The organism is Variovorax sp. 350MFTsu5.1 (genome assembly GCF_048302515.1).
GTDB classification, from domain to species: domain Bacteria; phylum Pseudomonadota; class Gammaproteobacteria; order Burkholderiales; family Burkholderiaceae_C; genus Variovorax; species Variovorax guangxiensis.
Map to the genome: position 1 here is coordinate 6359767 of NZ_CP157620.1, position 24565 is coordinate 6384331.

27 protein-coding genes are annotated in these 24565 nt (G+C 67.6%); 10 read left to right on the plus strand and 17 right to left on the minus strand.

Annotated elements, in window-relative coordinates; all coding sequences use genetic code 11:
• Position 1 precedes the first annotated feature (1 nt).
• Entirely contained in the window at positions 2-1177 is a 1176-nt protein-coding gene (locus ABL843_RS28975) for a magnesium transporter CorA family protein (RefSeq protein ID WP_126025512.1), read from the plus strand.
• 94 nt (positions 1178-1271) lie between these two features.
• Here ABL843_RS28975 and ABL843_RS28980 read toward each other — a convergent pair whose 3' ends face one another.
• Together ABL843_RS28980 and ABL843_RS28985 are read right to left on the minus strand one after the other, a co-directional pair.
• On the minus strand, positions 1272-1640 hold the full coding sequence (locus ABL843_RS28980; protein WP_184639778.1) for a DUF4148 domain-containing protein: 369 nt from the start codon (positions 1638-1640) through the stop codon (positions 1272-1274).
• A 222-nt stretch (positions 1641-1862) separates the two neighbouring features.
• Positions 1863-2189 carry an alpha/beta hydrolase gene (locus ABL843_RS28985; RefSeq protein WP_184639776.1) on the minus strand — a complete coding sequence of 109 codons (327 nt, stop codon included), beginning with the start codon at positions 2187-2189 and terminating at the stop codon, positions 1863-1865.
• Positions 2190-2322: 133 nt separating this feature from the next.
• Between ABL843_RS28985 and ABL843_RS28990 the strand changes: the two genes are divergently transcribed.
• On the plus strand, positions 2323-3237 hold the full coding sequence (locus ABL843_RS28990) for a LysR family transcriptional regulator (RefSeq protein ID WP_369660552.1): 915 nt from the start codon (positions 2323-2325) through the stop codon (positions 3235-3237).
• Positions 3238-3287: 50 nt separating this feature from the next.
• Here ABL843_RS28990 and ABL843_RS28995 read toward each other — a convergent pair whose 3' ends face one another.
• Together ABL843_RS28995 and ABL843_RS29000 are read right to left on the minus strand one after the other, a co-directional pair.
• Complete coding sequence (locus ABL843_RS28995) at positions 3288-3971, minus strand: dienelactone hydrolase family protein (protein WP_184639772.1); 684 nt, start codon at positions 3969-3971, stop codon at positions 3288-3290.
• Between the two features lie 48 nt (positions 3972-4019).
• Positions 4020-4625 (minus strand): 2-hydroxychromene-2-carboxylate isomerase, encoded by a 606-nt coding sequence (locus ABL843_RS29000; protein WP_126025508.1) that lies wholly within the window; start codon positions 4623-4625, stop codon positions 4020-4022.
• A gap of 72 nt (positions 4626-4697) precedes the next feature.
• On the opposite strand from ABL843_RS29000, the gene ABL843_RS29005 reads away from it, so the two are divergent.
• Together ABL843_RS29005 and ABL843_RS29010 are read left to right on the plus strand one after the other, a co-directional pair.
• A complete protein-coding gene (locus ABL843_RS29005) occupies positions 4698-5444 on the plus strand; it encodes an SDR family oxidoreductase (RefSeq protein ID WP_126025507.1) in 747 nt (248 codons plus the stop codon).
• A 2-nt stretch (positions 5445-5446) separates the two neighbouring features.
• Positions 5447-6100 (plus strand): MarC family protein, encoded by a 654-nt coding sequence (locus ABL843_RS29010; protein ID WP_019657800.1) that lies wholly within the window; start codon positions 5447-5449, stop codon positions 6098-6100.
• A gap of 16 nt (positions 6101-6116) precedes the next feature.
• Here ABL843_RS29010 and ABL843_RS29015 read toward each other — a convergent pair whose 3' ends face one another.
• From ABL843_RS29015 to purT, 10 genes are all read right to left on the minus strand, one after another.
• On the minus strand, positions 6117-6578 hold the full coding sequence (locus tag ABL843_RS29015) for an EVE domain-containing protein (protein WP_418118227.1): 462 nt from the start codon (positions 6576-6578) through the stop codon (positions 6117-6119).
• Positions 6579-6745: 167 nt separating this feature from the next.
• Positions 6746-7909, minus strand: a complete 1164-nt coding sequence (locus ABL843_RS29020; RefSeq protein ID WP_418118228.1) for an ABC transporter substrate-binding protein — start codon at positions 7907-7909, stop codon at positions 6746-6748.
• A gap of 47 nt (positions 7910-7956) precedes the next feature.
• A complete protein-coding gene (locus tag ABL843_RS29025; protein ID WP_418118229.1) occupies positions 7957-9816 on the minus strand; it encodes an AMP-dependent synthetase/ligase in 1860 nt (619 codons plus the stop codon).
• Between the two features lie 5 nt (positions 9817-9821).
• A complete protein-coding gene (locus ABL843_RS29030; protein WP_418118230.1) occupies positions 9822-10595 on the minus strand; it encodes an ABC transporter ATP-binding protein in 774 nt (257 codons plus the stop codon).
• Positions 10592-11413: an ABC transporter ATP-binding protein gene (locus ABL843_RS29035; RefSeq protein ID WP_126025502.1), complete on the minus strand. Its 822-nt coding sequence runs from the start codon at positions 11411-11413 to the stop codon at positions 10592-10594. Before ABL843_RS29035 ends, ABL843_RS29030 begins: the two co-directional genes overlap by 4 nt.
• Entirely contained in the window at positions 11410-12486 is a 1077-nt protein-coding gene (locus ABL843_RS29040) for a branched-chain amino acid ABC transporter permease (RefSeq protein WP_418118232.1), read from the minus strand. The genes ABL843_RS29035 and ABL843_RS29040 overlap by 4 nt, the downstream gene beginning before the upstream one ends.
• A 7-nt stretch (positions 12487-12493) precedes the next feature.
• The gene (locus ABL843_RS29045) at positions 12494-13369 is read right to left on the minus strand and encodes a branched-chain amino acid ABC transporter permease (protein ID WP_019657793.1); all 876 of its coding nucleotides are present in this window, start codon (positions 13367-13369) and stop codon (positions 12494-12496) included.
• Between the two features lie 19 nt (positions 13370-13388).
• Positions 13389-14234: a helix-turn-helix domain-containing protein gene (locus ABL843_RS29050; protein ID WP_184639764.1), complete on the minus strand. Its 846-nt coding sequence runs from the start codon at positions 14232-14234 to the stop codon at positions 13389-13391.
• A 122-nt stretch (positions 14235-14356) separates the two neighbouring features.
• Positions 14357-15298, minus strand: a complete 942-nt coding sequence (locus ABL843_RS29055) for an alpha/beta hydrolase (protein WP_418118233.1) — start codon at positions 15296-15298, stop codon at positions 14357-14359.
• A 140-nt stretch (positions 15299-15438) separates the two neighbouring features.
• Positions 15439-16641, minus strand: coding sequence for a formate-dependent phosphoribosylglycinamide formyltransferase (gene purT / locus ABL843_RS29060; RefSeq protein ID WP_418118234.1), 1203 nt, complete (start codon positions 16639-16641; stop codon positions 15439-15441).
• Between the two features lie 176 nt (positions 16642-16817).
• Between purT and ABL843_RS29065 the strand changes: the two genes are divergently transcribed.
• The 3 genes from ABL843_RS29065 to ABL843_RS29075 all read left to right on the plus strand — a co-directional run bounded on the left by ABL843_RS29065 (position 16818) and on the right by ABL843_RS29075 (position 19967).
• A complete protein-coding gene (locus tag ABL843_RS29065) occupies positions 16818-17666 on the plus strand; it encodes a 3-hydroxybutyryl-CoA dehydrogenase (RefSeq protein ID WP_418118235.1) in 849 nt (282 codons plus the stop codon).
• Between the two features lie 130 nt (positions 17667-17796).
• Positions 17797-18612 (plus strand): crotonase/enoyl-CoA hydratase family protein, encoded by an 816-nt coding sequence (locus ABL843_RS29070; RefSeq protein ID WP_126025497.1) that lies wholly within the window; start codon positions 17797-17799, stop codon positions 18610-18612.
• Between the two features lie 23 nt (positions 18613-18635).
• Positions 18636-19967: a serine hydrolase domain-containing protein gene (locus tag ABL843_RS29075; protein ID WP_418118236.1), complete on the plus strand. Its 1332-nt coding sequence runs from the start codon at positions 18636-18638 to the stop codon at positions 19965-19967.
• 16 nt (positions 19968-19983) lie between these two features.
• Here the strand turns inward: ABL843_RS29075 and ABL843_RS29080 are convergent, their stop codons facing one another.
• Positions 19984-20772 carry a type III pantothenate kinase gene (locus tag ABL843_RS29080; RefSeq protein ID WP_126025495.1) on the minus strand — a complete coding sequence of 263 codons (789 nt, stop codon included), beginning with the start codon at positions 20770-20772 and terminating at the stop codon, positions 19984-19986.
• A gap of 134 nt (positions 20773-20906) precedes the next feature.
• On the opposite strand from ABL843_RS29080, the gene lysM reads away from it, so the two are divergent.
• A complete protein-coding gene (lysM, locus tag ABL843_RS29085; RefSeq protein ID WP_418118237.1) occupies positions 20907-21368 on the plus strand; it encodes a peptidoglycan-binding protein LysM in 462 nt (153 codons plus the stop codon).
• Positions 21369-21380: 12 nt separating this feature from the next.
• Here the strand turns inward: lysM and ABL843_RS29090 are convergent, their stop codons facing one another.
• Positions 21381-22334, minus strand: a complete 954-nt coding sequence (locus ABL843_RS29090) for an AraC family transcriptional regulator (protein WP_418118238.1) — start codon at positions 22332-22334, stop codon at positions 21381-21383.
• Between the two features lie 136 nt (positions 22335-22470).
• On the opposite strand from ABL843_RS29090, the gene ABL843_RS29095 reads away from it, so the two are divergent.
• Entirely contained in the window at positions 22471-22743 is a 273-nt protein-coding gene (locus ABL843_RS29095; RefSeq protein WP_184639758.1) for a DUF4242 domain-containing protein, read from the plus strand.
• 13 nt (positions 22744-22756) lie between these two features.
• On the opposite strand, the gene ABL843_RS29100 is transcribed toward ABL843_RS29095, so the two are convergent.
• Positions 22757-23167 (minus strand): rhodanese-like domain-containing protein, encoded by a 411-nt coding sequence (locus ABL843_RS29100; protein ID WP_126025491.1) that lies wholly within the window; start codon positions 23165-23167, stop codon positions 22757-22759.
• 177 nt (positions 23168-23344) lie between these two features.
• On the opposite strand from ABL843_RS29100, the gene ABL843_RS29105 reads away from it, so the two are divergent.
• Complete coding sequence (locus tag ABL843_RS29105) at positions 23345-24460, plus strand: TRAP transporter substrate-binding protein (protein WP_418118239.1); 1116 nt, start codon at positions 23345-23347, stop codon at positions 24458-24460.
• Positions 24461-24565 lie beyond the last annotated feature (105 nt).

Sequence of the window (24565 nt, forward strand, 5' to 3'; positions counted from 1 at the left end):
CATGCGCATCTTCGAAATCAACCGGTCACAGGTCAGCGAGCACGCCGCGCTGGCACCGCTGGCCGTGCCGGGCGCCTGCGGCGCCAGCGGCTACCTCTGGATCTCGCTCACGCGGGACGAATTCCGGGCCTCGCTGGCCGAGGTCCAGCAGATCCTGCAGACGCTGTGCCTCACGCAGTTGGTCGACCTGCATGTGGCCGACCTGCTCAACGACCAGTTGCCCTCGCACTACGACTACACCTCGCTGTACGACGTGCTGGTGTTCCGGCGGCTGGCCAACGGCCAGGGCCAGGCGGCGCTGGGAAACGGCAAAGGCAATGGCAACGAGGCGCCGCCTGCCCCGGTCTCAGCCACCGCGCCGCGCCAGCCCCGCAGCGGCCCGCCCGTGCTGCGCCGCGTCGACACCCGGCCGGTGGGCTTCGCCGTGTTCGACCGCGTCCTGCTGTCGGTGCACCCCGAGGATGGCGCGGTGCGCGACGCCTTCGCCGCCCGGCTGCTGGCCGCGGCCTCGGCCGACGGCGCCACCCCGGCGCTCGACGTGCGCGCCACCTCGGCCCGCCTGCCGACCAGCCCGTCGGACCTGATGCTGCGCGTGATCAACCAGATCGTCGACGGCTACCTCGACCTGCGGCGCGAGCTCACCAAGCAGCTCGACCACTGGCAGACCGAACTGATCGACCCGCGCAGCCGCTTCACCAACTGGGGCGCGCTGATGGAGGCGCGCCAGTCGCTGCACCACCTGGACGAGATCTGCGAGGACCAGCGCGCCGCCATGCAGGACTGGATCGACTCGCTCGAAACGCTGCCCGTGCCCAAGGGCGAGACGGAGCAGCGCGAGCGGGAACTCATCATGATCCGCAGCCGGGACGTGCTCGAGCACATCGAGCGCGTGGTGCATCACGTGCACCGGCTGGAGCAGAACGCCGAGACGGCCGTGCAGATGCACTTCAGCGTCCAGGGCCACCGCGCCAACGACATCATGCGGGTGCTGACGGTGCTCACCGCCGTGTTCCTGCCGCTGAACCTCATCGCCGGCATCTTCGGCATGAACTTCGAATTCATCCCGCTGGTGCACAAGGCCGACGGCTTCTGGATCGCGATGACATCCATGCTGGTCATCGCCGTGCTGCTGGTCGTGATCTTCTGGCGCAAGCGCTACCTCGCCCGCACGCGCTGACACGCCGACGCTCCGGATCTGTCGCGCCAAAGAAAAGGGCCACGCTTTCGCGTGGCCCTTTTCGATTTCGACGACCCCAGCGGGGCCGCTTCTATTACTTGGCGACGGCGCCCGAACCTTGCTGTGCCTGAACGCGAGCGTCCATCGGGTGCTGCATGGTCGAGATGACCTTGCTGTTCACGCGCGAACCGGAGGTCACGTTCTGGTCGGGAGCGTAGGCGGTGCGAACGGCTTCGGCTTCCACGATCGAGCGGTCCTTCGACACGGCAACCGTTTCCGCGCCGCGCGAACCGCGCACGACGTTCTGGTTCGGAGCAGCGGCGGTGCGCACGGCTTCGGCGTTGACTTCGTCGCGGCTCTTGGTCGAGACGGCGGTGTTCACGCCTTGGTAGGTTTCAGCCTGGGCGCCGGTGGCGGCGAGCAGGGCGAGGGCGGCGGCTGCGAGGATTTGCGAGGTCTTCATGGTCATTTCTCCTAGGGTGTTCTCTGGATGGTTCGTCCACCAGGCCTGCTGGTTCGCGAGCCTGTGCGGCGAGTTTCCGGGGGAACGGCGTTGCCAGAACACCCGGTTCAGAGACACCGTGTTTCCTCTATTGAAACAATGGCGACATGAAGGCATGCAAAACAAAAAGCCGGGCCCGGTTTTGCACCGGCCCGGCCTTGCCCGAGAGGAGAAACTTCCGGCCTAGCGCCTGGCGCCCTGGAATTGCGGCGGCACTTCGCTGTTGACGAAGGCGCGGCGGTCGAGGTTCTGGTTCGGCGCGTGGGCGGCGGCCACGGCCTCGGCGCGAATCGATGCCCGGTCGAGCGAACTGGGCCGCGAGGTCAGGGGCGCGGCGACCACGTCGCCGTAGACATTCCCGTCCCGCGCCGCGGCGTCGGCACCGGCGGCCACATCGCTGGGGCTGGTGACGGCCTTGAGCGGCTGCACCGGCTCGAAGCCCTGCGCCAGCGCGCCGGAGGCGGCAAAGAGCGACAAAAGGGCGGCAGCGACGATGTTCGGGGTCTTCATTTCAGTTCCTTCCAACGACCCAGCCAGGCTGGCGACGTCGGCGTGTAACGCAAGTGTCGCCCAAGCCAGCTAGGAAAAACCCGGGAGAATCGAACCATCGCGTTCCCAAAACGGAAACAATGGACCCATCCACATGGACAGTCTCGATCTGATCAGAACCTTTCGGGAGGTCGCCTCGCACGGCAGCTTCTCCCAGGCAGCCAAGAGGCTGGATATGTCGAAGGCCACCGTCAGCAAGTATGTGGCCGAGCTGGAAACCCGCTTCGGGGTGCGTCTTCTGAACCGCTCCACCCGCTCCGTGAGCCTCACCGACGCCGGCCAGCTGCTGCTGGAGCGCAGCACCCCGGTGCTGGAGATGGTCGAACTCACCCAGGCGGAACTGCAGGAGCGCGCCAGCCAGCCCGGCGGCCGGCTGCGCATCTCGGCGCCGCACGGCATGGGCAACGGCGAGTTCCCGAACCTGCTGGCCGACTTCATGCGCTACTACCCCGACGTGAGCATCAGCCTGCAGCTGACCAACCGCACCGTCGACCTCGCCGAGGAAGGCATCGACGTCGACATCCGCAGTGGCCCCGTGGAAGACGCCAATCTCATCGTGCGCAAGCTCCGGCTCATGGAAATGGTGGTTTGCGCCTCGCCCATCTACTGGAAGAAGCACGGCAAGCCCGAACACCCGCGCGACCTGGCCAGCCACGAGGCCCTTACCCACTCGCTGCTCGGCGCGCAGCCGGTATGGCGCTTCGACGACGGCGGCCAGCCGCTGGACGTGCACGTCAAGAGCCGCATGGACTGCACCGAGGGCGCGCCGCTGATCCGCGTTGCGATGCGCGGATTCGGCGTGATCTACCTACCCTCCATCCTCGTGCAGTCGCACATCGAGCACGGGGAACTGGTGCCGGTGCTGCAGGGCTACACGCGTAAGGACATGTGGCTTTCGGCCGCGTACCTGCAGCGGCGCCACAACAGCGCCGCGCTGCGCGCGCTGCTCGATTTCCTGCAGACCCGCGTGGGCGACGGGCCCGGCCTGAAGCGCAAACCGGCGTCCTGACAATGAAAGAAGCCCGGCATGCACCGGGCTTCCTCATTCGCGAGAAGGCCTCAGCCGAGGTGCTTCGCAAAGAAGGCCAGCGTGCGCTCGCGCGCCAGCTTGGCCGCGTCGGCGTCGTACGAACCGCGCTGGTCGCAGTTGAAGCCGTGGCCCACCGGGTAGACGTGCACTTCCACTTCGGGATGCGCCTTCCTGAACGCCTCGACGGTGTCCAGCGGAATCCAGTGGTCCTGGTTGCCGAAGTGGGCCAGTACCGGCACCTTGGGCTGGCGTGCCGTTTCCTCCGGCGAGGTCATGCCTCCGCCGTAGTAGGGCACCGCCGCCGACAGGCCCGGCAGCAGCGCGGCAGCGCGCCAGGTCAGCAGGCCGCCCCAGCAGTAGCCGACGATGCCTACCTTGCCCGCCTTCGACGCATAGGCGATGGCAGCTTCGATGTCCTGCAGCACGCCCGGTGCCGGCAACGCCTCGACCGCCGTCTTCAGGCCGAAGCCGTTCTTCATGTCGTCTTCCGAGTAGCCCAGCTCCACGCCCGGCTTCACGCGCTGGAAGGTCGAAGGCGCCACGGCGAGGTAGCCCTCGGCCGCGTAGCCGTCGGCCACCGAGCGGATGTGCGAGTTCACGCCGAAGATTTCCTGCACCACGACCACTGCGCCGCGCGGCTTGCCCGACGGCTCGGCCACGTAGGCGGGAAAGCTCAGGCCGTCCTTTGCCTTGAGATCGATGAATTGACCCATGTTGTCTTGCTCCTTGATGGCATCCGAAGAAAAGAAGGGATGCCGGGGTTACGGGCGCAGCGCGCGCTCGACGAAGTCGAGACGGTCCTGCCCCCAGAAAATCTCGCCGTCGATCACGTAGCTGGGCGCACCGAACACCTGGATGTCGATGGCCTCCTGCGTATAGGCCTCGTAGCGCTCCTGCACCGCCTGGCTCTGCGACTGCTCGCCGCGCTTGGGCGACAGCCCGCATTCGACCACCAGCGAGTCGAGCACCTTCGGGTCGCCGATGTTGCGCTCCTGCACCCACACGGCCTGGAACACCGCCGCGCACATGCGCATGGCGGCCTCGGTGCCGTCGTGCATGTCGACCGCGATGATGACGCGCGCCGCGTCGTCGCTGGCCACCGGGAAGAACTTCGGCTTGACGTTCAGCGGCAGCCCCAGGTGTTTCGAGTAGCGCGCCAGGTCGACCAGCCGGTAGGCTTGCCGCTGCGGCGCCCGCTTGCCCAGCGGCAGCCCGCCCGACACCGGGAACACGCTGCCCATGTCGATGGGCCGTACCCGTACCGTGGCGCCCGCGGCCGCGGCGATCGCCTCGAAGCGGGAATGCCCCAAGTAGGTCCACGGGCTCTGGGGTGCAAAGTAGTAGTCGATGGTCTTGCCGGTGCTCATGTGCATGCCCCGATGATGTAATCCAAGCCAGTCGTTTTAACTGACACGCAGTTTCTCTGCAGGAGGTAGGTTTTGGACCAGGTGCTATTGATCACGGGCGGCGGCCGCGGTATTGGCGCGGCCACTGCCCTGCTCGCCGCCAGCCGCGGCTACGCGGTGGCCGTCAACTACGCCACCAATTCACTGGCCGCCGACGAGGTGGTGCGCACCATCCGCGACGGCGGCGGCAACGCCATGGCCGTGCAGGCCGACGTGGGCGACGAGGCGCAGGTCATCGCCATGTTCCAGAAGGTCGACGCGCGCTTCGGCCGCCTCACCGCGCTGGTCAACAACGCAGGCGTGGTCGACCAGATGGCGCGCGTCGACGAGATGAGCGTCGCCCGGCTGGAGCGCATGTTCCGCATCAACGTGATCGGCAGCTTCGTCTGCGCGCGCGAGGCGGTGCGGCGCATGAGCACGCGCTATGGCGGCTCGGGCGGCGCCATCGTCAACATCTCCAGCGGCGCCGCGCGGCTGGGCTCGCCGGGCCAGTACGTCGACTACGCCGCGAGCAAGGGCGCCATCGACACCTTCACCATCGGCCTGGCCAAGGAAGTGGCGGAGGAAGGCATCCGCGTCAACGCGGTGCGCCCCGGCCTGATAGATACCGAGATCCACGCCTCCGGCGGCCTGCCAGACCGCGCCTTCGAGCTCGCGCCCACGGTGCCGATGAAGCGCACCGGCACCGCCGAGGAGATCGCCGGCGCCATCCTGTGGCTGCTGTCGCCCGAGGCGAGCTACACCACCACGGCCTTGCTCGACGTCACCGGAGGCCGTTGAGCATGAGCACGTCGATGGACCTGATCAAGCCGCTGGTCACGCTGGTGGCCATCGTCAACCCGCTGGCCATCGTGCCCTTCTTCATCCACTACACGCAGGGCTACAGCGACGCGCAGCGCCGCCACACGGTGCGCATGTCGGCCTTCAGCGCCTTCGTGGTCATCGCGGTGAGCGCGCTGCTGGGGCTGCAGCTGCTGTCCTTCTTCGGCATTTCCATCGCGAGCTTCCAGGTCGGCGGCGGGCTGCTGCTGCTCATGAGTTCGCTGTCGATGCTCAACGCCAAGCCGGCCGAGAGCAAGACCAACGTGGAGGAGCTGCGCGCCACCGAGGTGAAGGCGTCGATGGGCGCGTCGATCGCGGTGGTGCCGCTCACCATTCCGCTGCTCACCGGGCCGGCCACCATCTCCACCGTGGTGATCTACGCCGACAAGGCGCAGCACCTGTGGGAGCTCGCGATCCTGGTCGGCTACGGCGTGGTGGTGGCGCTGGCCACCGCCCTGGCCTTCTCGCTCGCGCAGCCGATCGCGCGCGTGCTGGGCAAGACCGGCATCAACATCATGACGCGGTTGATGGGCCTGATCCTCGCCGCGCTCGCGGTCGAGGTGATGGCCGACGGGCTCGGCAAGCTGTTCCCGATCCTGAACAAGCTCGGCTGAAAAGCCTGCGGCCGGTTCAGGCCAGCATCTTCTCGATGATCTTCCACTGCGCCGGCTCCACAGGCGTGATCGACAGCCGGTTGCCCTTGCGCAGCACGATCAGGTCGGCCAGCTCGGGCCTGGCGCGCAACTCGGGCAGCGCCAGCAGGCGCGTCTTGCGAAGCGCCTGCACGTCCACCAGCAGCCAGCGCGGATCGTCCTTCTTCGACGCCGCGTCGTAGTACGGCGACTTCGCGTCGAACTGCGTCGGATCGGGCTTGATGCCCGAGGCCACCCGCGCGATGCCGGCGATGCCCGGCTCCGGGCAGCTCGAGTGATAGAACAGCACGCCGTCGCCGACCTTCATGCCGTCGCGCATGAAGTTGCGAGCCTGATAGTTGCGCACGCCGGTCCAGGCCACGGTGGCATCGGGCGCGGCGAGCGCATCGTCGATCGAGACCTCGTCGGGCTCGGATTTCATCAACCAGTACTGGGGCATTGCGGGCTCTTCAGCGTAGAAGTTCGCCGCGAATATAAACCTCGACCAACCTGCATGCCTTCATCGCGGAACACCGCGGAACCGGCTTTGCCGGGCCGCAGGTGTTGCCCCCGGCGAGGGGGTGTGCGCAGCGACACGAAGTGCGCGAAGCATGGGGGAGTGCCGGATTACGGTGTCACATAGTCCGAAACCACGACCCATTTCCCGTCTTTGATCTGCGAGAGGCGGGACTGATCGTTCCCGAGGCGCTTGGTGGCCGTGTACGTGCTCTTCGGGCTGCCGAACATGTCGGGCTCGAAGGTCATGCTGTCCATGGCCTTGATGAAGCTGTCGGTCGTGAGGTTCGGGCCGGCCTTGGTGGCGGCCTTGATGAACGAGTCGATGATCACGTAGCCGTACACCGAGAACACTGTCGGGTCCTCGTTGAACTTGGTCTTGTACTTGTTGGCCCAGAAGCGCAGCGGCTGCGACTGCTCGTCGGTGTAGGGGTTCTGCACCGTCATGGTGGCGTAGACGCCGTCCATCGCCTTGCCGCCGAGCTTGTGGATCAGGTCGGTATAGGCCGCGCTGGAGCCCAGGAAGGTCGGGTTGAAGCCGGTCTTGCGTGCCTCGCCCACGGTGCCGATGGTCTCGCGGATGATGGTGCCGAGCACCACGAGGTCGCAGTTGGCGGCCTTCATCTTCGCGACCTGCGAGCTGAAGTCGGTGGCGCCGCGCTTGAACGATGTCTTCTCGGCCAGCTCCATGCCCGCCGCCTTCAGGCCCGCCTCGGCGCCGCGCTGCACCTCCAGGCCGAACTCGTCGTCCTGGTAGATGGTGCAGACTTTCTTGGCGCCCTTGTCCTTGATCATCTTCGGCAGCGCCAGCCGGATCTGGTCGTAGTAGGTGGCGGCGAACGAATACTTCAGGCGGTTGAGCGGCTCGTACATCTCGCGCGCCGCGGTGATGGGCATGTAGTTGATGACGTTCTTGTCGAACTGCACCGGCATCGCCGCCATGTTCTGCGCCGTGCCGATGTGGCCGGCCATGATGAAGATCTTCTCCTGGTTCACCAGCTTCTGCGCCGCCAGCACCGCCTTCTTCGGGTCGTAGCCCGAGTCCTCCACGAAGAGCTTGAGCTTGCGGCCGTTGACGTTGCCCTGCTCGTTGAGCTCGTCGACGCGCAGCTGCATCCCGTTGCGCGCCTGCTTGCCGAAGCCCGCGAGCGGACCCGACAGGTCCTGGATGGTGCCGATGCGGATCTCGTCCTTGCTCACGCCCTGCTGCTGCGCGGACGCGAGCGTCGCGGTCAGTCCCAGCACGGCCAGCGTCGTCAGTGTCTTGAGCTTCATGCGGTTGTCTCCTCGGGTTGGCGAAAAAAACGGATCTGCAATGCCGGTCAGCGGTACATGGCCTCGATGCGCTGCTCGTATTTCGTTTGCACCAGCTTGCGCTTGAGCTTCATCGTCGGCGTCAGCTCCTCGTCCTCGGCGCTGAGCTGCGTCTCCAGCAGGAAAAATTTCTTGATCTGCTCCACGCGCGCGAACTTGGCGTTGACGCGGTCGATCTCTCCCTGGATCAGGTCCTGCACTTCCTTGGCGCGCGTCAGGCTCTCGTAGTTGCTGAACGGCACGTCGTTGTCCTGCGCGAATTTCTCGACGTTCTCCTGGTCGATCATGACGATCACCGTGAGGTAGGGCCTCCTGTCGCCGATGACCACCGCATCGGTGATGTAGAGGCTGAACTTGAGTTCGTTCTCCAGCTCGCTGGGCGTCACGTTCTTCCCGCCCGCGGTGATGATGATGTCTTTCATGCGGTCGGTGATGCGGAAATACCCGTCCTCGTCCATCACGCCCACGTCGCCGGTGTGCAGCCAGCCGTCGGCGTCGATGGTCTCGGCCGTCTTCTCCGGCAGGTTGAGGTAGCCCATGAACACATTGGGGCCGCGCACCAGGATCTCGCCGGTGGACGGGTCGACGCGCACCTCGTTGTAACTGGTGGCCGGCCCGATCGAGCCCGGCTTGATGCGCGCGGCCGGCACGGCGGTGGAGGCGCCGCAGGATTCGGTCATGCCCCACACCTCCAGCATCGGCACGCCCAGCGCCAGGTACCACTTCACCAGCTCCGGCGAGATGGGCGCCGCGCCCGTCACCAGGAAGCGCGAGCGGTGGATGCCGATGAGCTTGCGCGCGTTGTCCAGCGCGAGCGCGCGCGCCAGCCTGAACTTGAGCTTCAGCGCTGCCCCCACGGGCCGGCCGGCCAGCACGCGATCGGCGATCTCCCCGCCCACCCCGATGCTCCACTTGTAGGCCGCCTGCTGCAGCGGGCCGGCCTCCTTCAGCGCGATCATCACGCCCGAATAGAACTTCTCCCAAACGCGCGGCACCGCCGTGAACACGGTGGGCGCGATCTCGCGCACGTTCTCGGGCACCGTCTCCGGGTTCTCGACGAAGTTGAGGATCGAGCCGGTGTACATCGCGAAATACTCGCCGCCCATGCGCTCGGCAATGTGGCACAGCGGCAGGAAGCACATGCGCTCGTCCTTGTCGTCCTGCGCCACCAGCGTGTTGTAGCCGCGCGCCGTGTACACCAGCCCCGCGTGGCTGTGCATCGCGCCCTTGGGCTTGCCGGTGGTGCCCGAGGTGTAGACGAGGATGGCCAGGTCCTCCGGGCGGCAGGCCGCGACCGTGCGCTCCACCGCCTGCGGGTCGGCGGCCAGGCGCTCGCGGCCGAGGGCGCGCAGCGCGTCGAGGCTCATCACGCCCGCGTCGTCGAGCTCGCGCAGGCCCTCCATGTCGAATACGATCACGCGGCGCAGCCCGGGCAGGCCGGCGCGCACCTCGAGCGCCTTGTCGAGCTGCTCGTCGTCCTCCACGAAGAGCACGGTGGTGCGAGAGTCCTCGCACAGGTAGTGCACCTGAGAGGCCGCGTCGGTCGGGTAGATGCCGTTGGAGACGCCGCCGCAGCTGAGCACCGCCAGGTCGGCGAGCACCCATTCGATGACGGTGTTCGACAGGATCGACGCGCACTCCCCCGGCGCGAAGCCGATGGCCTGCAGCCCCGCCGCGATCTCGCGCACCGCGTCGGCCGTCTGGTGCCAGCTCCAGCTGCGCCAGATGCCGAGCTTCTTCTGCCGCATCCAGGTGTTGTCGCCGCGTTGCTTCACCGCGTTCCAGAACATCGCGGGGATGGTGTCGCCGGGCACGACCACGTCGAGCTTGGGCGCGAAGGTGTTCAGGTCCCAGAGTCCTTGCTGCATGGCTGCTACCTCCAGGTCTTCTTCTTTTTCCAGCGCCGCTCGCCGCGCACGCCGTCGTCCTTCATGCCGAGGTAGAACTCCTTGATGTCCTCCTTCTCCCTCAGGCGTTCGCAGGAGTCTTCCATCACGATGCGGCCGTTCTCCAGCACGTAGCCGTGGTCGGCCGCGTTGAGCGCCATGTTGGCGTTCTGCTCCACCAGCAGGATCGTGGGGCCGCGCTCGCGGTTGATGCGCACCACGATCTCGAAGATCTCCTTCGTCAGCTTCGGACTCAGGCCGAGGCTGGGCTCGTCCAGCAGGATGAGATGCGGCGCCGCCATGATCGCGCGCGAGATCGCCAGCATCTGCTGCTGCCCGCCCGACAGCAGGCCCGCGTCCTGCGCAGCCCGCTCGCGCAGGATCGGGAAGTAGCCGTAGACCGTCTCGATGTCGCGCGCCACGCCGTCGCGGTCCTTGCGGGTGTAGGAGCCCATCAGGAGGTTGTCCTTCACAGACAGCAGCGGGAACACCTCGCGCCCTTCGGGCACGTGGCTCAGGCCCTGCTGCACGATGTAGGCCGGGTCCTTAGCGGTGATGTCCGCACCCTGGAATTCGATGCTGCCCTTGCGCGGATCGATGATCCCGGAGATGGTCTTGAGGATCGTCGTCTTGCCCGCACCGTTCGAGCCGAGCACCGTCACGATCTCGCCCTTGCGGACCTTCAGGCTCACGCCCCTGATGGCCTTGATCGGCCCATAGGCGCTCTCGACGTTCATCAGCTGGAGAACGATGTCGCTCATGCCGCCACCCTCCTCAGGCTGCTCACGTCGTCCACCGTGCCGAGGTAGGCCTCGACAACACGAGGATCGGCCTGCACTTCCCCCGGAGAGCCAGTAGCAAGCACCTCGCCCTGGTTCATGGCGAGCACCCGGTCCGACACCTTCGACACGAGCGACATATCGTGCTCGACCATCAGCACCGACACACCCAGCTCATGCTGGATGTCCTGGATCCAGAACGCCATGTCCGCCGTCTCCTCCACATTGAGGCCGGAGGAAGGCTCGTCGAGCAGCAGCAGCTTGGGCTCGGTGCACAGCGCGCGCGCCAGCTCCACCACCTTGCGCACGCCGTAGGGCAGGCCCGCCACCATCGAGTCGCGATGGTGCTGAAGGTCCAGCAGGTCGATCACCTGCTCGGCCTTCTCGCGCGCCGCGATCTCCGCACGCCGCGTGGCCGGCGTGAAGAACACCTCGCTCCAGAAGCCCGTCTGCCGATGCGTGTGGCGACCGATCAGCAGGTTGTGCAGCACCGTCGCATGCTCGAACAGCTCGATGTTCTGGAAGGTGCGCGCAATGCCCAGCGCCGCGATGGCGTGCGGCGCCTGCTGCGTCAGCGCGAGTGGCCCGCCCGGCTCGCCATGCCACTCGATCGCGCCGGTGGTCGGCGTGTAGATGCGGCTGATGAGGTTGAACACCGTCGTCTTGCCCGCGCCGTTCGGCCCGATCAGCGTGAACACCTCGCCGCGGCGCACGTCGAAGCTCACTTTGTTGACCGCGAGCACGCCGCCGAAGCGCACGCTCAGCTCCTTGGCCGAAAGAAGAATGTCGCCGCCACTCATCTCAGCCGATCCGACTTGGTGAAGGACTTCTGCCGCTTGAAAAGGCCCTTGCGGTAGAACGGGAAGAGTTGCAGCCAGGTGCGGATCTTCAGCCAGCGCCCGTACAGCCCCAGCGGCTCGAACAGCACGAAGGCGATCAGCACCAGCCCGTACACCAGCCCCTGCAGGCCTGGCGCCTGTCCGATGGCTTCGGGCAGCCAGTCCTTGCCGATGGAGATCAGCTGGGGCATCGCGATCAGGAAGATCGCGCCCAGGAACGCGCCGTGCACCGAGCCCAGCCCGCCGATCACCACCATCAGCAGCAGGTCGATGGACTGCAGGATGCTGAACTGGTCCGGCGAGATGAAGCTCAGCTTGTGCGCATAGAGCGCGCCGCCCAGCCCGGCGAGCGCGGCCGAGATCGCGAAGGACATCGTCTTGTAGCGCGCCAGGTGGATGCCCATGCTCTGCGCCGAGATCTCCGAATCGCGGATGGCGACGAAGGCACGCCCGGTCGGCGAACGCAGCAGGTTCAGGATGCCCAGCGTCGCCAGCACCGCCACCACCAGGCACAGGAAGTAGAAGCCCTCCCCCGAGCCCAGCGACCAGCCGAAGAGCTGCGGCGACTTCACGTGCAGGCCGGCGTTGCCGCCCGTCATGCTCTCCCAGCGCGCGAACACTTCCTCGACGATGAAGCCGAAGGACAGCGTCGCGATGCCCAGGTAGATGCCCTTCACCCGCAGCGCCGGCAACGCCACGACCACGCCCACCGCCGCCGACAGCGCAGCGGCCGCGACAAGCGCCAGCGGAAACGGCACGCCGACGTTCGTCAGCACGCCCTGCGTGTACGCACCCGCGCCGAGAAAGGCCGCGTGCCCGATGGAGAACTGCCCCGTGAAGCCCGCCAGCAGCATCAGCCCGAGGCCGACGATGCCGTAGATCAGCACGAAGGTCAGCTGCGCGAGCCAGTACTCGTCGATGATCCAAGGCGCGGCGAGCAGGAAGGCCACCAGCAGGCCGTACCAGAACACATGGCCGCCGTGGCGGGCGAGGCGGATGTCCTGGTCGTAGCTGGTCTTGAAGATGAAGCGCATATGGGATTCAAACCTTCTTGCGCAGCTTCTCGCCGAACAATCCGTTCGGCTTGATCATCAACATCAGCAGCACCACGATGTACGGCGCCGTGTCCTTGAAGCCGTCGGGCAGATAGAACCCGGCGAACGACTCGACGATGCCGATCACCAGCCCGCCGACGATCGCGCCCGGCAGGCTGCCGAAGCCCCCCACCACCGCCGCCGGAAAGGCCTTCAGCCCGATGAAGCCCATGTTCGCGTGCACGAAGGTGATGGGTGCCAGCAGCATGCCCGCGATGGCCGCCACCGCCGCCGCGAGCCCCCACACCAGCCCGTTGAGGCGCTTCACCGGAATGCCCATGTAGTAGGCCGCGAGCTGGTTCTGCGACGAGGCCTGCATCGCGATGCCCAGCTTGCTGTAGCGGAACATCGCGAACAGCAGGCCGCACAGGATGGCGGTGGCCACGATGATCACGAACTGCTCCAGGTTCACCACCAGCTCGCCCAGCTTCCAGATCTGGTCCTTGTAGGGCACGGCCAGCGTGTGCGTCTCGGTGCCGATGCCCGGCACCATGGTGACGAGCCCGCGCGCCACGTAGGCGATGCCGATGGTCAGCATCACGATGGAAAACTGCGGCTGCCCGAGGATGGGCCGTATCACCACCAGCTCCAGCAGCACGCCGAAGGCCGCCATCGCCACCACCGCGAGGATGGCCGCGAGCCAGAACGGCATGCCGAACAGCGACATGCCCGCGAACGCGCCGAAGGCACCGAGCATCATCAGGTCGCCCTGCGCGAAGCTCACCGTCTCGGTGGCCTTGTAGATGAGCACGAAGCCCAGCGCGATCAGGCCGTAGATGCAGCCTTGCGCAATGCCCGACAGCAGCAGCTGGAGAATCTGCATGGACTCTGTTCCGCCGCGTTCATTGCCGGGTGAAGCCGCCGCTGCCGCCGGCCGCGTCGTGCAGCACGAGGCGGCGCGAGCCGGCCACGATGTCGCTGGGCTTGAGGCCGTAGACCTGGCGGATCGAATGGCTGAAGTGCGTGGAGTCGGGGTAGCCGGTGTCGAGCGCGATGTCGGTCAGCGTGCTGCTCTGGCGCACGTAGCGCAGCAGGCTGCGCGCGCGCTTCCAGGCCCGGAAGGCGCGGAAGGCCATGCCGGTCTCCTGCTTGAACAGGTGCAGGAAACGCGAGAACGACAGGTGCACCGAAGCCGCCCACTCCTCCGCGGAGGCCGGCGAGGCCGGGTCGGCGTTGATGGCGTCGGCCACCTTGCGGATGCGCGCGTCGAGCGCGCGCTGCGCGAGCGGCTCGCCGAAGAACATGGTGTCGAAGTCGAAGCCCTCGAAGTTCATGCCGCGCGCCGAGGCCGCGAGCAGGTTCGCATGGGCATCGCGCACGCGCTGCACGAAGGCCGGCGCCTCCACCGGGCCGCAGTGCTGCAGGAAAGCCGGCATGCGCGCGGGGTCGACCGATTCCGACTCGATCAGCAGATTGAAGATCAGCGGATGCGCGGTCTCCACCTCGTGCGGCACGTGCGGCGGCACCACGATGAACTCGCCGCTCATCCAGGCCCCGCCGCCGATGCGGATGCGCGTGGGCGGCGCGCCAGCGGGCGACACGTACACGCCGTGCCCGCCCATCGTGCGCTCGGCAGCGGCACCGAGCAAGCCGGCGTAGAACACGCGATGCGGCGTGAGCCACATCAGGCGTTCGCCTTGCCTCTCGGCACCGCGCGCGGGCGGCGGCGTCGTCCTCGTTCGCTGCATGGTGCTTGTCTCCTGCATCGGTGGACTGCCGCTTCGTGGCGGCGTCCTTTGTTGGCTGGATCGTAGCGGCGCGGGCCGCCTGCGCGATATGGGTTTGCGCCGATTTGCGCGGGGACTTTCCCCTATGCCGCCGCGAACGCGCGGCGCAGTTCTGCGGCGCACAGCGCGACCGCTGCATTGGCTTCGTCGAGCACCTTGCCCATCGGCACGAAGCCGTGGATCTGGCGCTCGAAGCACACGTACACGGCGCTGTTGCCGGCGGCCGTGAGCGCCTCGGCATACGCGGCGCCTTCGTCGCGCAGCGGGTCGTAGCCGGCGGTGAGCACCAATGCCGGAGGCAGCGTCGAGAGATCGGGGTGCAGCAGCGGCGAAGCGCGCCAGTCGAGGTCGTGCTTCGGGTCGGTGATGTAGTGGTCGTGGAAGTAGCGGATGGTGTCCGCCGTCAACAGGTAGCCCTGCCCGTTGGCCTGGTGCGATGCGTGGCCGCGCCGCATGTCGGTGGCCGGGTAGATCAGCAGCTGGTAGACGATGGGCAGGTCGCCCGCGTCGCGCGCGGCGATCGACACCACCGCCGCAAGATTGCCGCCCGCGCTGTCGCCGCCCACCGCGAGCCGGCTCGCATCGAGCCCCAGCGCGGCGGCCTCGCGGCGCACCCAGCGGGTGGCGGCCAGCACGTCGTCGACGGCGGCGGGAAAGCGGTGCTCGGGGCCCATGCGGTAGTCGACCGCGACCACCGCGCAGCCGGCGCCGTTGGCCAGCTGGCGGCACAGCACGTCGTGCGTGTCGAGGTCGCCGATGACCCAGCCGCCGCCGTGGTAGTACACCAGCACCGGCAAAGGCCCCACGCCGGAGCCCATCGGACGGTACAGGCGCACCGGGATGGTGCCGTGCGGCCCGTCGGCGGCGAGGTCGCGCACCTCGGCCACTTCGGGCGGCATCGGCTGCGTGGTGGTGCGGCGCTCGCGATAGAAGGCCCGCGCATCGGCGGGCGACAGGGTGTGCGTCGGCGGAATGCCGCGCGCCTCGATGAAGTCCAGCAGGGCGCGCGCCTGGGGGTGCAGCATGGTGTCTCCGGTGGATCGTTGCGAGCGTCCAGTGTGGGAGGCATCGGGCGCCCGCGGTATCCGCACGCACCCGCACCCGACTGGGCCCGGCAGCCCCCGCACCATGCCCGCGCCCTTGCGGCGCGGCTTGCGGAAACTGGCTACGCCTTGCGCGGCTTGACCAGGGAGGCCGCTTCCTTGGCCAGCTTGCGGGCGGTGTCGGTGTCGGCCGCATGCACCAGCGCCACGCCCATGCGGCGCTTGGTGAAGCTCTCGGGCTTGCCGAACAGGCGGATGTCGCTGCCCGGCACCCGCAGTGCATCGGCCACGCCGTCGAAGGCGATGCCGGCGGCGTCCACGCCGCCGTAGATCACCGCGCTGGCGCCCGGGCTCTTGAGCGAGGTGTCCACCGGCAGGCCGAGGATGGCGCGCGCGTGCAGCTCGAACTCGTTCTGCCACTGGGTGGCCATGGTGACCATGCCGGTGTCGTGCGGGCGCGGGCTGACTTCGCTGAACCAGACCTCGTCGCCCTTCACGAAGAGCTCCACACCGAAGAGGCCCTGGCCGCCCAGGTCGGCCGTCACGGCCTGCGCGATCTGCTGCGCCTTCGCGAGCGCGGCGGGCGCCATGGGGTGGGGCTGCCAGCTCTCCACGTAGTCGCCGCTGACCTGCACGTGGCCGATGGGGTCGCAGAACTGCGTCTGCACGCCGCCGGTGGCGTCCTTGGCACGCACGGTGAGCAGGGTGATCTCGTAGTCGAAGTCGATGAAGCCCTCGACGATCACGCGGCCATGACTGACCCGCCCTCCGGCCATGGCGTAGTCCCAGGCCTTCTGCACGTCGGCGGGCCCGTCGATCTTGCTCTGGCCCTTGCCGGAGCTGCTCATCACCGGCTTGACGATGCAGGGGTAGCCGATGCCTGCGTCGATGGCGGCCTGCAGCTCGGCCAGCGAATCGCAGAACTTGTAGGGGCTGGTGGGCACGCCCAGCGTCTCGGCGGCCAGGCGGCGGATGCCCTCGCGGTCCATGGTCAGGCGGGCGGCGCGGGCCGTGGGAATCACGCGCACGGTGCCGGCTTCTTCGAGCTCCTGCAGCATGGGCGTGGCGATGGCCTCGATCTCGGGCACCACCAGCGCGGGCTTCTCGGCCTCGATCAGCGCCTTCAGCTGCGCCGGATCGCTCATGGTGATGGTTCGTGCATGGTGCGCCACCTGCTGGCCGGGAGCGTTCTCGTAGCGGTCGACGGCGATGGTCTCGACGCCGAGGCGCTGCAGGGCGATCAGCACCTCCTTGCCGAGTTCGCCGGAGCCCAGGAGCATCACGCGGGTTGCGGAGGGAGAAAGGGGGGTGCCGAGGGTGGTCATGGTCGGGAGTCGAAAAAGGCTGGAAAAAGCAACCGCAGGACTGTAAGCCACCTGCAGCCGCCGGTGTCGCACGCGGGAACGGCGCGGGCGCGGTGCTGCTTCACAATCGATGTCTTTCGCCGTGGCGCCCGCCGCGCGCGCCCCTTTTCTTTTTGCTTTCTCCAAGGAGTTCTCTCATGGCTATCCAGACTGTAGGCATCATCGGCGCCGGAACGATGGGCAACGGCATCGCGCAGGCCTGCGCGGTGGCCGGCGTGAAGGTGGTGATGGTCGACATCGCCCAGGCGGCGGTCGACAGGGGCCTCGCCACGGTGTCGGGCAGCCTCGACCGCCTGATCAAGAAGGAAAAGCTCACCGCCGAGCAGAAGACCGCCGCGCTGGCGCTCATCAAGGGCTCGACCAACTACGAAGACCTGAAGAGCGCCCAGCTGGTCATCGAGGCCGCCACCGAGAACCACGCGCTCAAGCTCAAGATCCTCAAGCAGGTCGACGAGATGCTGGCGCCCGAAGTCATCATCGCCTCCAACACCTCGTCGATCTCGATCACCCAGCTGGCCGCTGCCACCTCGCGCGCCGACCGCTTCATCGGCATGCACTTCTTCAACCCGGTGCCGATGATGGCGCTGGTGGAGCTCATTCGCGGCTACCTCACGAGCGACGCCACGCACGACACGGTGAAGGAACTGGCCGAGCGCCTGGGCAAGTCGCCGATCACGGTGAAGAACGCCCCGGGCTTCGTGGTCAACCGCATCCTGGTGCCGATGATCAACGAGGCCTTCTTCGTGCTGTCCGAGGGCATCGCCACGGCCGAAGACATCGATGCCGGCATGAAGCTGGGCTGCAACCAGCCCATCGGCCCGCTGGCCCTGGCCGACATGATCGGCCTGGACGTGTGCCTGGCCGTGATGGAGGTGTACCTGGAGCAGTTCGGCGATTCCAAGTACCGCCCCTGCCCGCTGCTGAAGGAAATGGTGGCCGCCGGCCAGCTCGGCCGCAAGACCGGCCGCGGCGTCTACACCTACTGACACTGGCTCGCCCCCAGTCTTCGCGCACTTCGTGTCGCTTCGCCAACCCCCTACCGGGGGCAACACCAGCGGCCCGGCAAAGCCGGTTCCGCGGTGTTCCTTGAAAAGACAAGAAAAGGAGACCGCTCACATGACCGCCACGCCCACCACCCCGCCGGCAGAAGGCTGCATCGACACCCAGGTGCTCGGCCACGTGCTGCTGATCGGCATCAACCGACCTGCCAAGCGCAACGGCTGGACGCCGCCGATGTTCAGGCAGCTGGCCGAGGCCTACACCCGGCTCGACGACGATCCGGAACTGCGCGTGGGCGTGCTGCATGCCTTCGGCGACCACTTCACGGCGGGCCTGGACCTGCCGGCGGTCACCGAATACATGAAGCGCGGCGAGAAGGCGATTCCCGCCGGCCTGGTGGAGCCGCACGACTTCGGCCTGCCCGACTACCGCCGCCGCACCAAGCCGATGGTGGTGGCGGTCAAGGGCATCTGCTTCACGGTCGGCATCGAGCTGATGCTGGGCGCCGACATCGTGGTGGCGGCCGACAACTGCCGCTTCTCTCAGATGGAAGTGCAGCGCGGCATCATGGCCACGGGCGGCGCCACGCTGCGCATGGCCGAGCGCGCGGGCGTGGGCAACGCGATGCTGCACCTGCTCACGGCCGACGAGTTCGACAGCGCCGAGGCCTTGCGCCTGAACTTCGTGCAGAAGGTGGTGCCGGCCGGCCAGGAGCTCGACGCGGCGCTGGCCATCGCGCAGCGCATCGCGGCGCAGGCACCGCTGGCGGTGGTGGCCACGCGGCTGAACGTGATCAAGGCCGTGGAGCAGGGCCCGCTGGCCGCCGTGTCGGAATTCATCGAGACGCAGAAGCGCCTGTCGAACAGCGAGGATGCCGCCGAGGGCGTGCGCTCCTTCATCGAACGCCGCCCGGCACGCTTCAGCGGCCGCTGACTCCTTTCATCGAGAACAACGACATGCCTCTTTCTCCAGCACGCACGGCGCTCGCCGCCGCATTCACCCTGCTCGCCGTGAACACCACTTCCGCACAGACGCCCACGCCTCCCGCGCTGCCCGACCCCGCCGCCACCTCGGTCGACGCCATGGGCTGGATGAAGGGCTTCCCGCCCCCGCCAGACAAGCTCATCACCTTCGACAACCCGGCCGGCGGCGTGTTTCCGCGCACGCGCTGGAGCTTCTCGCACGTGCGCGAGACGGTGCCCACGGCCAACGTATGGCGCGGCAGCGGCGCGGCCAGCCCGCTGCCTTCGGCGCCTGCCCGCTTCGACATCGAGGCCGTCACCTTCAAGCCCCTGGGCGGCGAGCAGACGCTGAACTTCGCCCAGATGATCTCCGGCACCTACACCGACGGCATCCTGGTGATGCACCGCGGCAAGGTGGTCTACGAGAAGTACTTCGGCGCGCTCACGCCCGAGCGCCCGCACATCGCAATGTCCGTCACCAAGTCCTTCGTGGGCACGCTGGCGGCCATCCTCGCGGACGAGGGCAAGCTGGACCCGGCCGCGCCGGTCACCAGGTACATCCCCGAACTCAAGGACAGCGCCTACGGCGACGCCACCGTGCGCCAGGTGATGGACATGACCGTGGGCGTGCACTACTCCGAGAACTATGCCGACCCCAAGGCCGAGATCTGGGACTACGCCCGCGCCGGCGGCATGCTCACGCAGGGCGCGAACTACACGGGCCCGAAGTCGTTCTACGAGTTTCTCGTCACGCTGAAGAAGGAAGGCGAGCATGGTGACGGCTTCGCCTACAAGACGGTCAACGCCGAGGTGCTGGCCTGGATCGTGCGCCGCGCCAGCAACCAGTCGCTGGCCGACCTGCTGAGCGAGAAGATCTGGCGCCGCATCGGCGCCGAGCAGGATGCCTACTTCATGGTCGACCGCATCGGCACCGAGTCGGGCGGCGGCGGCCTCAACACCGTGCTGCGCGACCTGGCCCGCTTCGGCGAGACCATGCGCAACGGCGGCCGCGCGGCCAACGGGCAGCAAGCGATTCCGAGGGCGGTGGTGGAAGACATCCAGCGCGGCGGCGACCCGGCCAGGTTCGTGAAGGCGGGCTACCCGCTGCTCAAGGGCTGGTCGTACCGAGACATGTGGTGGGTGTCGCACAACCCGCACGGCGCCTACATGGCGCGCGGCATCCACGGCCAGAGCATCTACGTGGACCCGAAGGCGGAGATGGTGATCGTGCGCTACGCGGCGCACCCGGTGGCGGCCAACGGCGCGAACGACCCGCTCACGCTGCCGGCGTTCCAGGCGATGGCCGAGGCGCTGATGCGCCCCTGAGCCTCTTCGCCTCTGTCTAGTTCGAAGCCCGCTCGCGGGCAATCACCAGGAGCCCGTCCATGATGAGGCTCTCGACCAGCTCGAAATGCCCGTTCATCACGGGCGCCATCTTCCAGCCCGCGCCGCCGGTCATGTAGCAGGCCGGCTCGGCGCCGCAGTGCGAGCGCACGTGCTGCACCATGCGCTCCACCGCGCCCGCGATGGCGTAGGTGCCGCCGCTGGTCAGCGCGTCGCTGGTGTTGGTGGGGAACTCGCGCACCTCGCCGGTGGGCACGTGCAGGCCCGCCGTGCCCGACTCGAGCGCGCGCAGCATGATGCCGTGGCCCGGCAGGATCAGGCCACCGAGGAACTTGCCGTCGGCGTCGATGGCCTCGACCGTCACGGCCGTGCCGATCAGCACCACCACCATCGGCCGCGGCGGCTGCCCCGGCTTCGCGGCAGCCAGCATGCGGTGGCGCGCGCCGATCATCGCCACGAAGCGGTCGGCGCCCAGGCGCGTGGGGTGGTCGTAGCCGTTGACGATGCCGGCCTCGCCCGCGCTCGACATCACCCAGCGCGGCGTGCAGTCGAAGCGCTCGACGATCTGCTCCTCGGCCCGGCGCCTGACCGCGTCGCCGGCCACCACGCAGCCCAGCATGGAGCCGGGCGAAGGCAGGTCGGCCCACGGGCCGTCGGCCAGCCGTTCGATGTGGTCGAGGAATTCGGCACCCTGCGCCTGCAACGCGGCGCCGGGGCGGGCCGAGTCGTAGAGCGCCCACTTGAGGCGGGTGTTGCCGATGTCGATGGCGAGGAAGGGGGATGACATGCGCGGGATTATTGCGACTTTGTTGTTATTCCGGCTGGCACGTCGTTGACACACGCGGCATGGGCCTACGCAGGCGCGCCGGCTTCCGCCTCTACATTGGCGGGTTCCACCCACCACCGCACAAGGAGAGAACCATGGGATTGCTCAGTTTCATCAAGGAGGCTGGTGAGAAGCTGTTCGGCGGCTCGTCGGCCCAGGCCGCCACGCCCGACGCCAACCAGGCCGCGGCCGCCGCCATCAAGACCTACATCGAGACGCAGAACCTCGGCCTCACGGGACTGGAAGTGACCTACACCGCCGCCACCGGCGTGGTCACCCTCGCGGGCCAGGCGCCGTCGCAGGAAGCCAGCGAGAAGGCATCGCTTGCCGCGGGCAACGTGGCGAACGTGACCAGCGTGGAGAACAACCTCGTCGCCCCCGCCGCGCCGCCCGCCCAGTACCACGACGTGGTGCGCGGCGACACGCTCTCGGCCATCTCGAAGAAGTACTACGGCGACGCCAACAAGTACAACGTGATCTTCGAGGCCAACAAGCCGATGCTGACGCATCCGGACAAGATCTATCCGGGGCAGAAGCTGCGCATCCCGGCGCTCTGAGCAAGACCGGGGTCAGGCGCCGTTGTGCCGCCAGGCCCCTGGCGACACGCCGTACTCGCGCTTGAACGCGCGGTTGAAGGCGGCCTCCGACTCGTAGCCCACGCCTTCGGCGATGCGCGCCAGGTTGCACTGGTCCCTGCGCAGCATGCCGGCGGCCAGGATCATTCGCCAGCGCGCCAGGTAGTGCATGGGCGGCGCGCCCACCACCTCGGTGAAACGGTCCGCCAGCACGCTGCGCGAGGTGTGGGTCTCCTGCGCCAGCTCATCCACCGTCCAGTTGCGCGCGGGCTCGGCGTGCATCAGCGCCAGGCAGCGGCTCACGTGGGGATCGCGCAGGCCCGCCAGCCAGCCGGGGTTGTTGGCGGGCGCGGACTCGATGTAGCCGCGCAGCACTTCGGCGAACAGCACTTCCGCCACCTTGGCGGCGACCATCTCCGAACCGGGCGAGCGCGAAGCCGCATCGCCCAGCACGAAGTTGACCGACTGCTCGATCCACGGGCCCGCTGGCCTGCTGCGCAGCTGCGTGGTGAACAGGCGCGGAATGTTCGCCATGACGGGGTTGGGCGCATCGCCCTCGTACGCGAACCAGCTGCACACCAGCAAGGTGCGATCTCCCTCACCGCCATAGCGCACGCGCTCCAGTTCGGGCGCGCGCGGGCTCACCACATGCGACATGTCCACCGCTGCATGGTGCAGGCCGCTGCCCAGCACATGGGAGTCGCCGTGCAGCGCGGCGATCACTTCGCCCGCATGCGCCCGTATCGGCTCCCCGCCATCGACCTGGGCCCAGCATTCGCCCTGCAGCACCAGGTGGCAGATGGCCAGCCGGTTCGCGCCGGGCCTGAGCAGCTGGGCGATGTCCCTACCCTTGGGTACCTTGAAACACCAGGGTGCATACATGTCCCCGTTGAGGAACAGCGCGCCCTCGAGGCGGATGGTCCGCAGCACGTCCGACAAGACATCCATGGTCACCTCCCGGCAAGCGAGGACGGGGTTTCGGTCAACAAGTCAGGCGGAGCGGGCAATACGGGGCGGCTTCGCACCGGCACCATAGGACCTGGTCGCCTTCGACCGATTCTGACAGCCAGACAGGAGTACCACCATGCCCAAATTCGTCATCGAGCGAGACATCCCCGGCGCCGGCAAGTTCACCCCGTCGGACCTGAAGGCCATTTCGCAGAAGTCCTGCGGCGTGCTCAGCAGCATGGGGACCGACATCCAGTGGATCCACAGCTACGTGACCGACGACCGTGTCTACTGCGTCTACCAGGCCACCGACGAGGCACTGGTGCGCCGGCACGCGGAGCTCGGCGGCTTCCCTGCCAACCGCGTGGACCGGGTCTACAGCGTGATCGACCCGGCCACGGCCGAGTGAGACGAGCGGCTCTCTAGTTCTGCCGCCAGGGCAGCCCGCGCTTGCGCCAGCCGCCGGTCAGCCCGCGGTGGCCGTTCTCGTCCGGGTTGCCCTCGAAGCCTTCGAGGATGTTGTAGGCCTCCACGCCCAGCTCTGTCGCGCGCTTGGCCGCTGCGATGGAGCGCACGCCGCTGCGGCACAGCAGCACCAGCTTCCTGCCGCCTTCGGCAGCGGCACGGATGCCTTCGTCGAAGGCCGGATTCATCGCCATGCCGGGCCACTGCTTCCAGGCCAGCGGCACGGCGCCCGGCACATAGCCGACCCATTCGCGCTCGGCGTCGGTGCGCACGTCGACCAGCACGGCCTCTCCGCTGGCGGTCCATCGGGCGGCCTGCTCGGGCGTCACGTCGCCGGCGTAGCCCTTGTTCTCGACGGGTTCTGTCATCTGTCTCGTGTCCTTGCGATGCGGGTTTTCATGGCCCGGAATTTTTCACCGGTTCGTGAAAACCCTGTTTGTTGAGTGCTCCCGCGCGCCAAAGATGGCGCCTTGGGCCTGTCGAACCATAACTCCAAGACGGACAGCCTGGGTTTTCCCAAGTCAGAACCGTTTGGAGAGAGACAAATGACAGACAGCAAGATGCCCCGCCGCCGCGGGCTGCTCAAGGGCGCGGCCGTGGCCGCCGGCGCCATGTCCGTGCCGATGGTCAGCATGGCCCAGACCACCACCCTGCGCTTCCAGAGCACCTGGCCCGCGAAGGACATCTTCCACGAGTACGCGCAGGACTACGCGAAGAAGGTCAACGACATGGCGGGCAACCGCCTGAAGATCGAGGTGCTGCCCGCCGGCTCGGTGGTGCCCGCCTTCCAGCTGCTCGACGCGGTCGCCAAGGGCACGCTCGACGGCGGCCACGGCGTGGTCGCGTACTGGTACGGCAAGAACTCGGCGCTCGCGCTGTGGGGGTCCGGTCCGGGCTACGGCATGGACGCCAACATGGTGCTGGCCTGGCACACCTACGGCGGCGGCAAGGCGCTGATGGAGGAGATCTACAAGGGCCTGAACCTCGATGTGGTCTCCTACCTGTACGGCCCCATGCCCACGCAGCCGCTGGGCTGGTTCAAGAAGCCGGTGGCCAAGGCCGAGGACATGAAGGGCCTGAAGTTCCGCACCGTGGGCCTGGCGGTGGACGTGTTCACCGACATGGGCGCGGCCGTGAACCCACTGCCCGGCGGCGAGATCGTGCCCGCGCTCGACCGCGGCCTGATCGACGCAGCCGAATTCAACAACGCGTCGAGCGACCGCGTGCTGGGCTTTCCCGACGTGGCCAAGAACTGCATGCTGCAGAGCTTCCACCAGAGCGGCGAGCAGTTCGAGGTGCTGTTCAACGGCGGCAAGCTCAAGGCGCTGCCGGCGGAGCTCAAGTCCATCATCGAGTACGCCACGCAGGCCGCGAGCGCCGAGATGAGCTGGAAGGCCATCGACCGCAACTCCAAGGACTACGAGGAGCTGAAGAAGGCCGGCATCAAGTTCTACAAGACGCCCGACGCGGTGCTGCGCGCGCAGCTCGCCTCGTGGGACAAGACCATCGCGAAGAAGTCGGCGGAGAACCCGATGTTCAAGAAGGTGCTCGACTCGCAGCGCGCCTTCGCCGAGCGTGCGGGCCAGTGGCAGAACGACTACGGGGTCGATTTCAAGATGGCCTACAACCACTACTTCGGACGGCAGGCGAAGAAGACCTGATCCCAGGGGATCGATGCGACGCGAGGGCACCCGGGGCGGTGCCCTCTTTTCATGCCTGCGCCCAAGCTGCCGCGCAAGACACGGATGACGCGGCGAGGAGTTCGT

Coding starts and splice junctions, on each gene's coding strand:
- ABL843_RS28980 (WP_184639778.1), bottom strand. CDS start 1,640: ATGAAGACCTCGCAAATCCTCGCAGCCGCCGCCCTCGCCCTGCTCGCC.
- ABL843_RS29075 (WP_418118236.1), top strand. CDS start 18,636: ATGCCTCTTTCTCCAGCACGCACGGCGCTCGCCGCCGCATTCACCCTG.
- ABL843_RS28990 (WP_369660552.1), top strand. CDS start 2,323: ATGGACAGTCTCGATCTGATCAGAACCTTTCGGGAGGTCGCCTCGCAC.
- ABL843_RS29050 (WP_184639764.1), bottom strand. CDS start 14,234: ATGCAGCGAACGAGGACGACGCCGCCGCCCGCGCGCGGTGCCGAGAGG.
- lysM (WP_418118237.1), top strand. CDS start 20,907: ATGGGATTGCTCAGTTTCATCAAGGAGGCTGGTGAGAAGCTGTTCGGC.
- ABL843_RS29030 (WP_418118230.1), bottom strand. CDS start 10,595: ATGAGCGACATCGTTCTCCAGCTGATGAACGTCGAGAGCGCCTATGGG.
- ABL843_RS29040 (WP_418118232.1), bottom strand. CDS start 12,486: ATGCGCTTCATCTTCAAGACCAGCTACGACCAGGACATCCGCCTCGCC.
- ABL843_RS29065 (WP_418118235.1), top strand. CDS start 16,818: ATGGCTATCCAGACTGTAGGCATCATCGGCGCCGGAACGATGGGCAAC.
- ABL843_RS29020 (WP_418118228.1), bottom strand. CDS start 7,909: ATGAAGCTCAAGACACTGACGACGCTGGCCGTGCTGGGACTGACCGCG.
- ABL843_RS28995 (WP_184639772.1), bottom strand. CDS start 3,971: ATGGGTCAATTCATCGATCTCAAGGCAAAGGACGGCCTGAGCTTTCCC.
- ABL843_RS29100 (WP_126025491.1), bottom strand. CDS start 23,167: ATGACAGAACCCGTCGAGAACAAGGGCTACGCCGGCGACGTGACGCCC.
- ABL843_RS29025 (WP_418118229.1), bottom strand. CDS start 9,816: ATGCAGCAAGGACTCTGGGACCTGAACACCTTCGCGCCCAAGCTCGAC.
- ABL843_RS29055 (WP_418118233.1), bottom strand. CDS start 15,298: ATGCTGCACCCCCAGGCGCGCGCCCTGCTGGACTTCATCGAGGCGCGC.
- purT (WP_418118234.1), bottom strand. CDS start 16,641: ATGACCACCCTCGGCACCCCCCTTTCTCCCTCCGCAACCCGCGTGATG.
- ABL843_RS28985 (WP_184639776.1), bottom strand. CDS start 2,189: ATGAAGACCCCGAACATCGTCGCTGCCGCCCTTTTGTCGCTCTTTGCC.
- ABL843_RS29090 (WP_418118238.1), bottom strand. CDS start 22,334: ATGGATGTCTTGTCGGACGTGCTGCGGACCATCCGCCTCGAGGGCGCG.
- ABL843_RS29010 (WP_019657800.1), top strand. CDS start 5,447: ATGAGCACGTCGATGGACCTGATCAAGCCGCTGGTCACGCTGGTGGCC.
- ABL843_RS28975 (WP_126025512.1), top strand. CDS start 2: ATGCGCATCTTCGAAATCAACCGGTCACAGGTCAGCGAGCACGCCGCG.
- ABL843_RS29035 (WP_126025502.1), bottom strand. CDS start 11,413: ATGAGTGGCGGCGACATTCTTCTTTCGGCCAAGGAGCTGAGCGTGCGC.
- ABL843_RS29000 (WP_126025508.1), bottom strand. CDS start 4,625: ATGAGCACCGGCAAGACCATCGACTACTACTTTGCACCCCAGAGCCCG.
- ABL843_RS29070 (WP_126025497.1), top strand. CDS start 17,797: ATGACCGCCACGCCCACCACCCCGCCGGCAGAAGGCTGCATCGACACC.
- ABL843_RS29105 (WP_418118239.1), top strand. CDS start 23,345: ATGACAGACAGCAAGATGCCCCGCCGCCGCGGGCTGCTCAAGGGCGCG.
- ABL843_RS29015 (WP_418118227.1), bottom strand. CDS start 6,578: ATGCCCCAGTACTGGTTGATGAAATCCGAGCCCGACGAGGTCTCGATC.
- ABL843_RS29045 (WP_019657793.1), bottom strand. CDS start 13,369: ATGCAGATTCTCCAGCTGCTGCTGTCGGGCATTGCGCAAGGCTGCATC.
- ABL843_RS29095 (WP_184639758.1), top strand. CDS start 22,471: ATGCCCAAATTCGTCATCGAGCGAGACATCCCCGGCGCCGGCAAGTTC.
- ABL843_RS29080 (WP_126025495.1), bottom strand. CDS start 20,772: ATGTCATCCCCCTTCCTCGCCATCGACATCGGCAACACCCGCCTCAAG.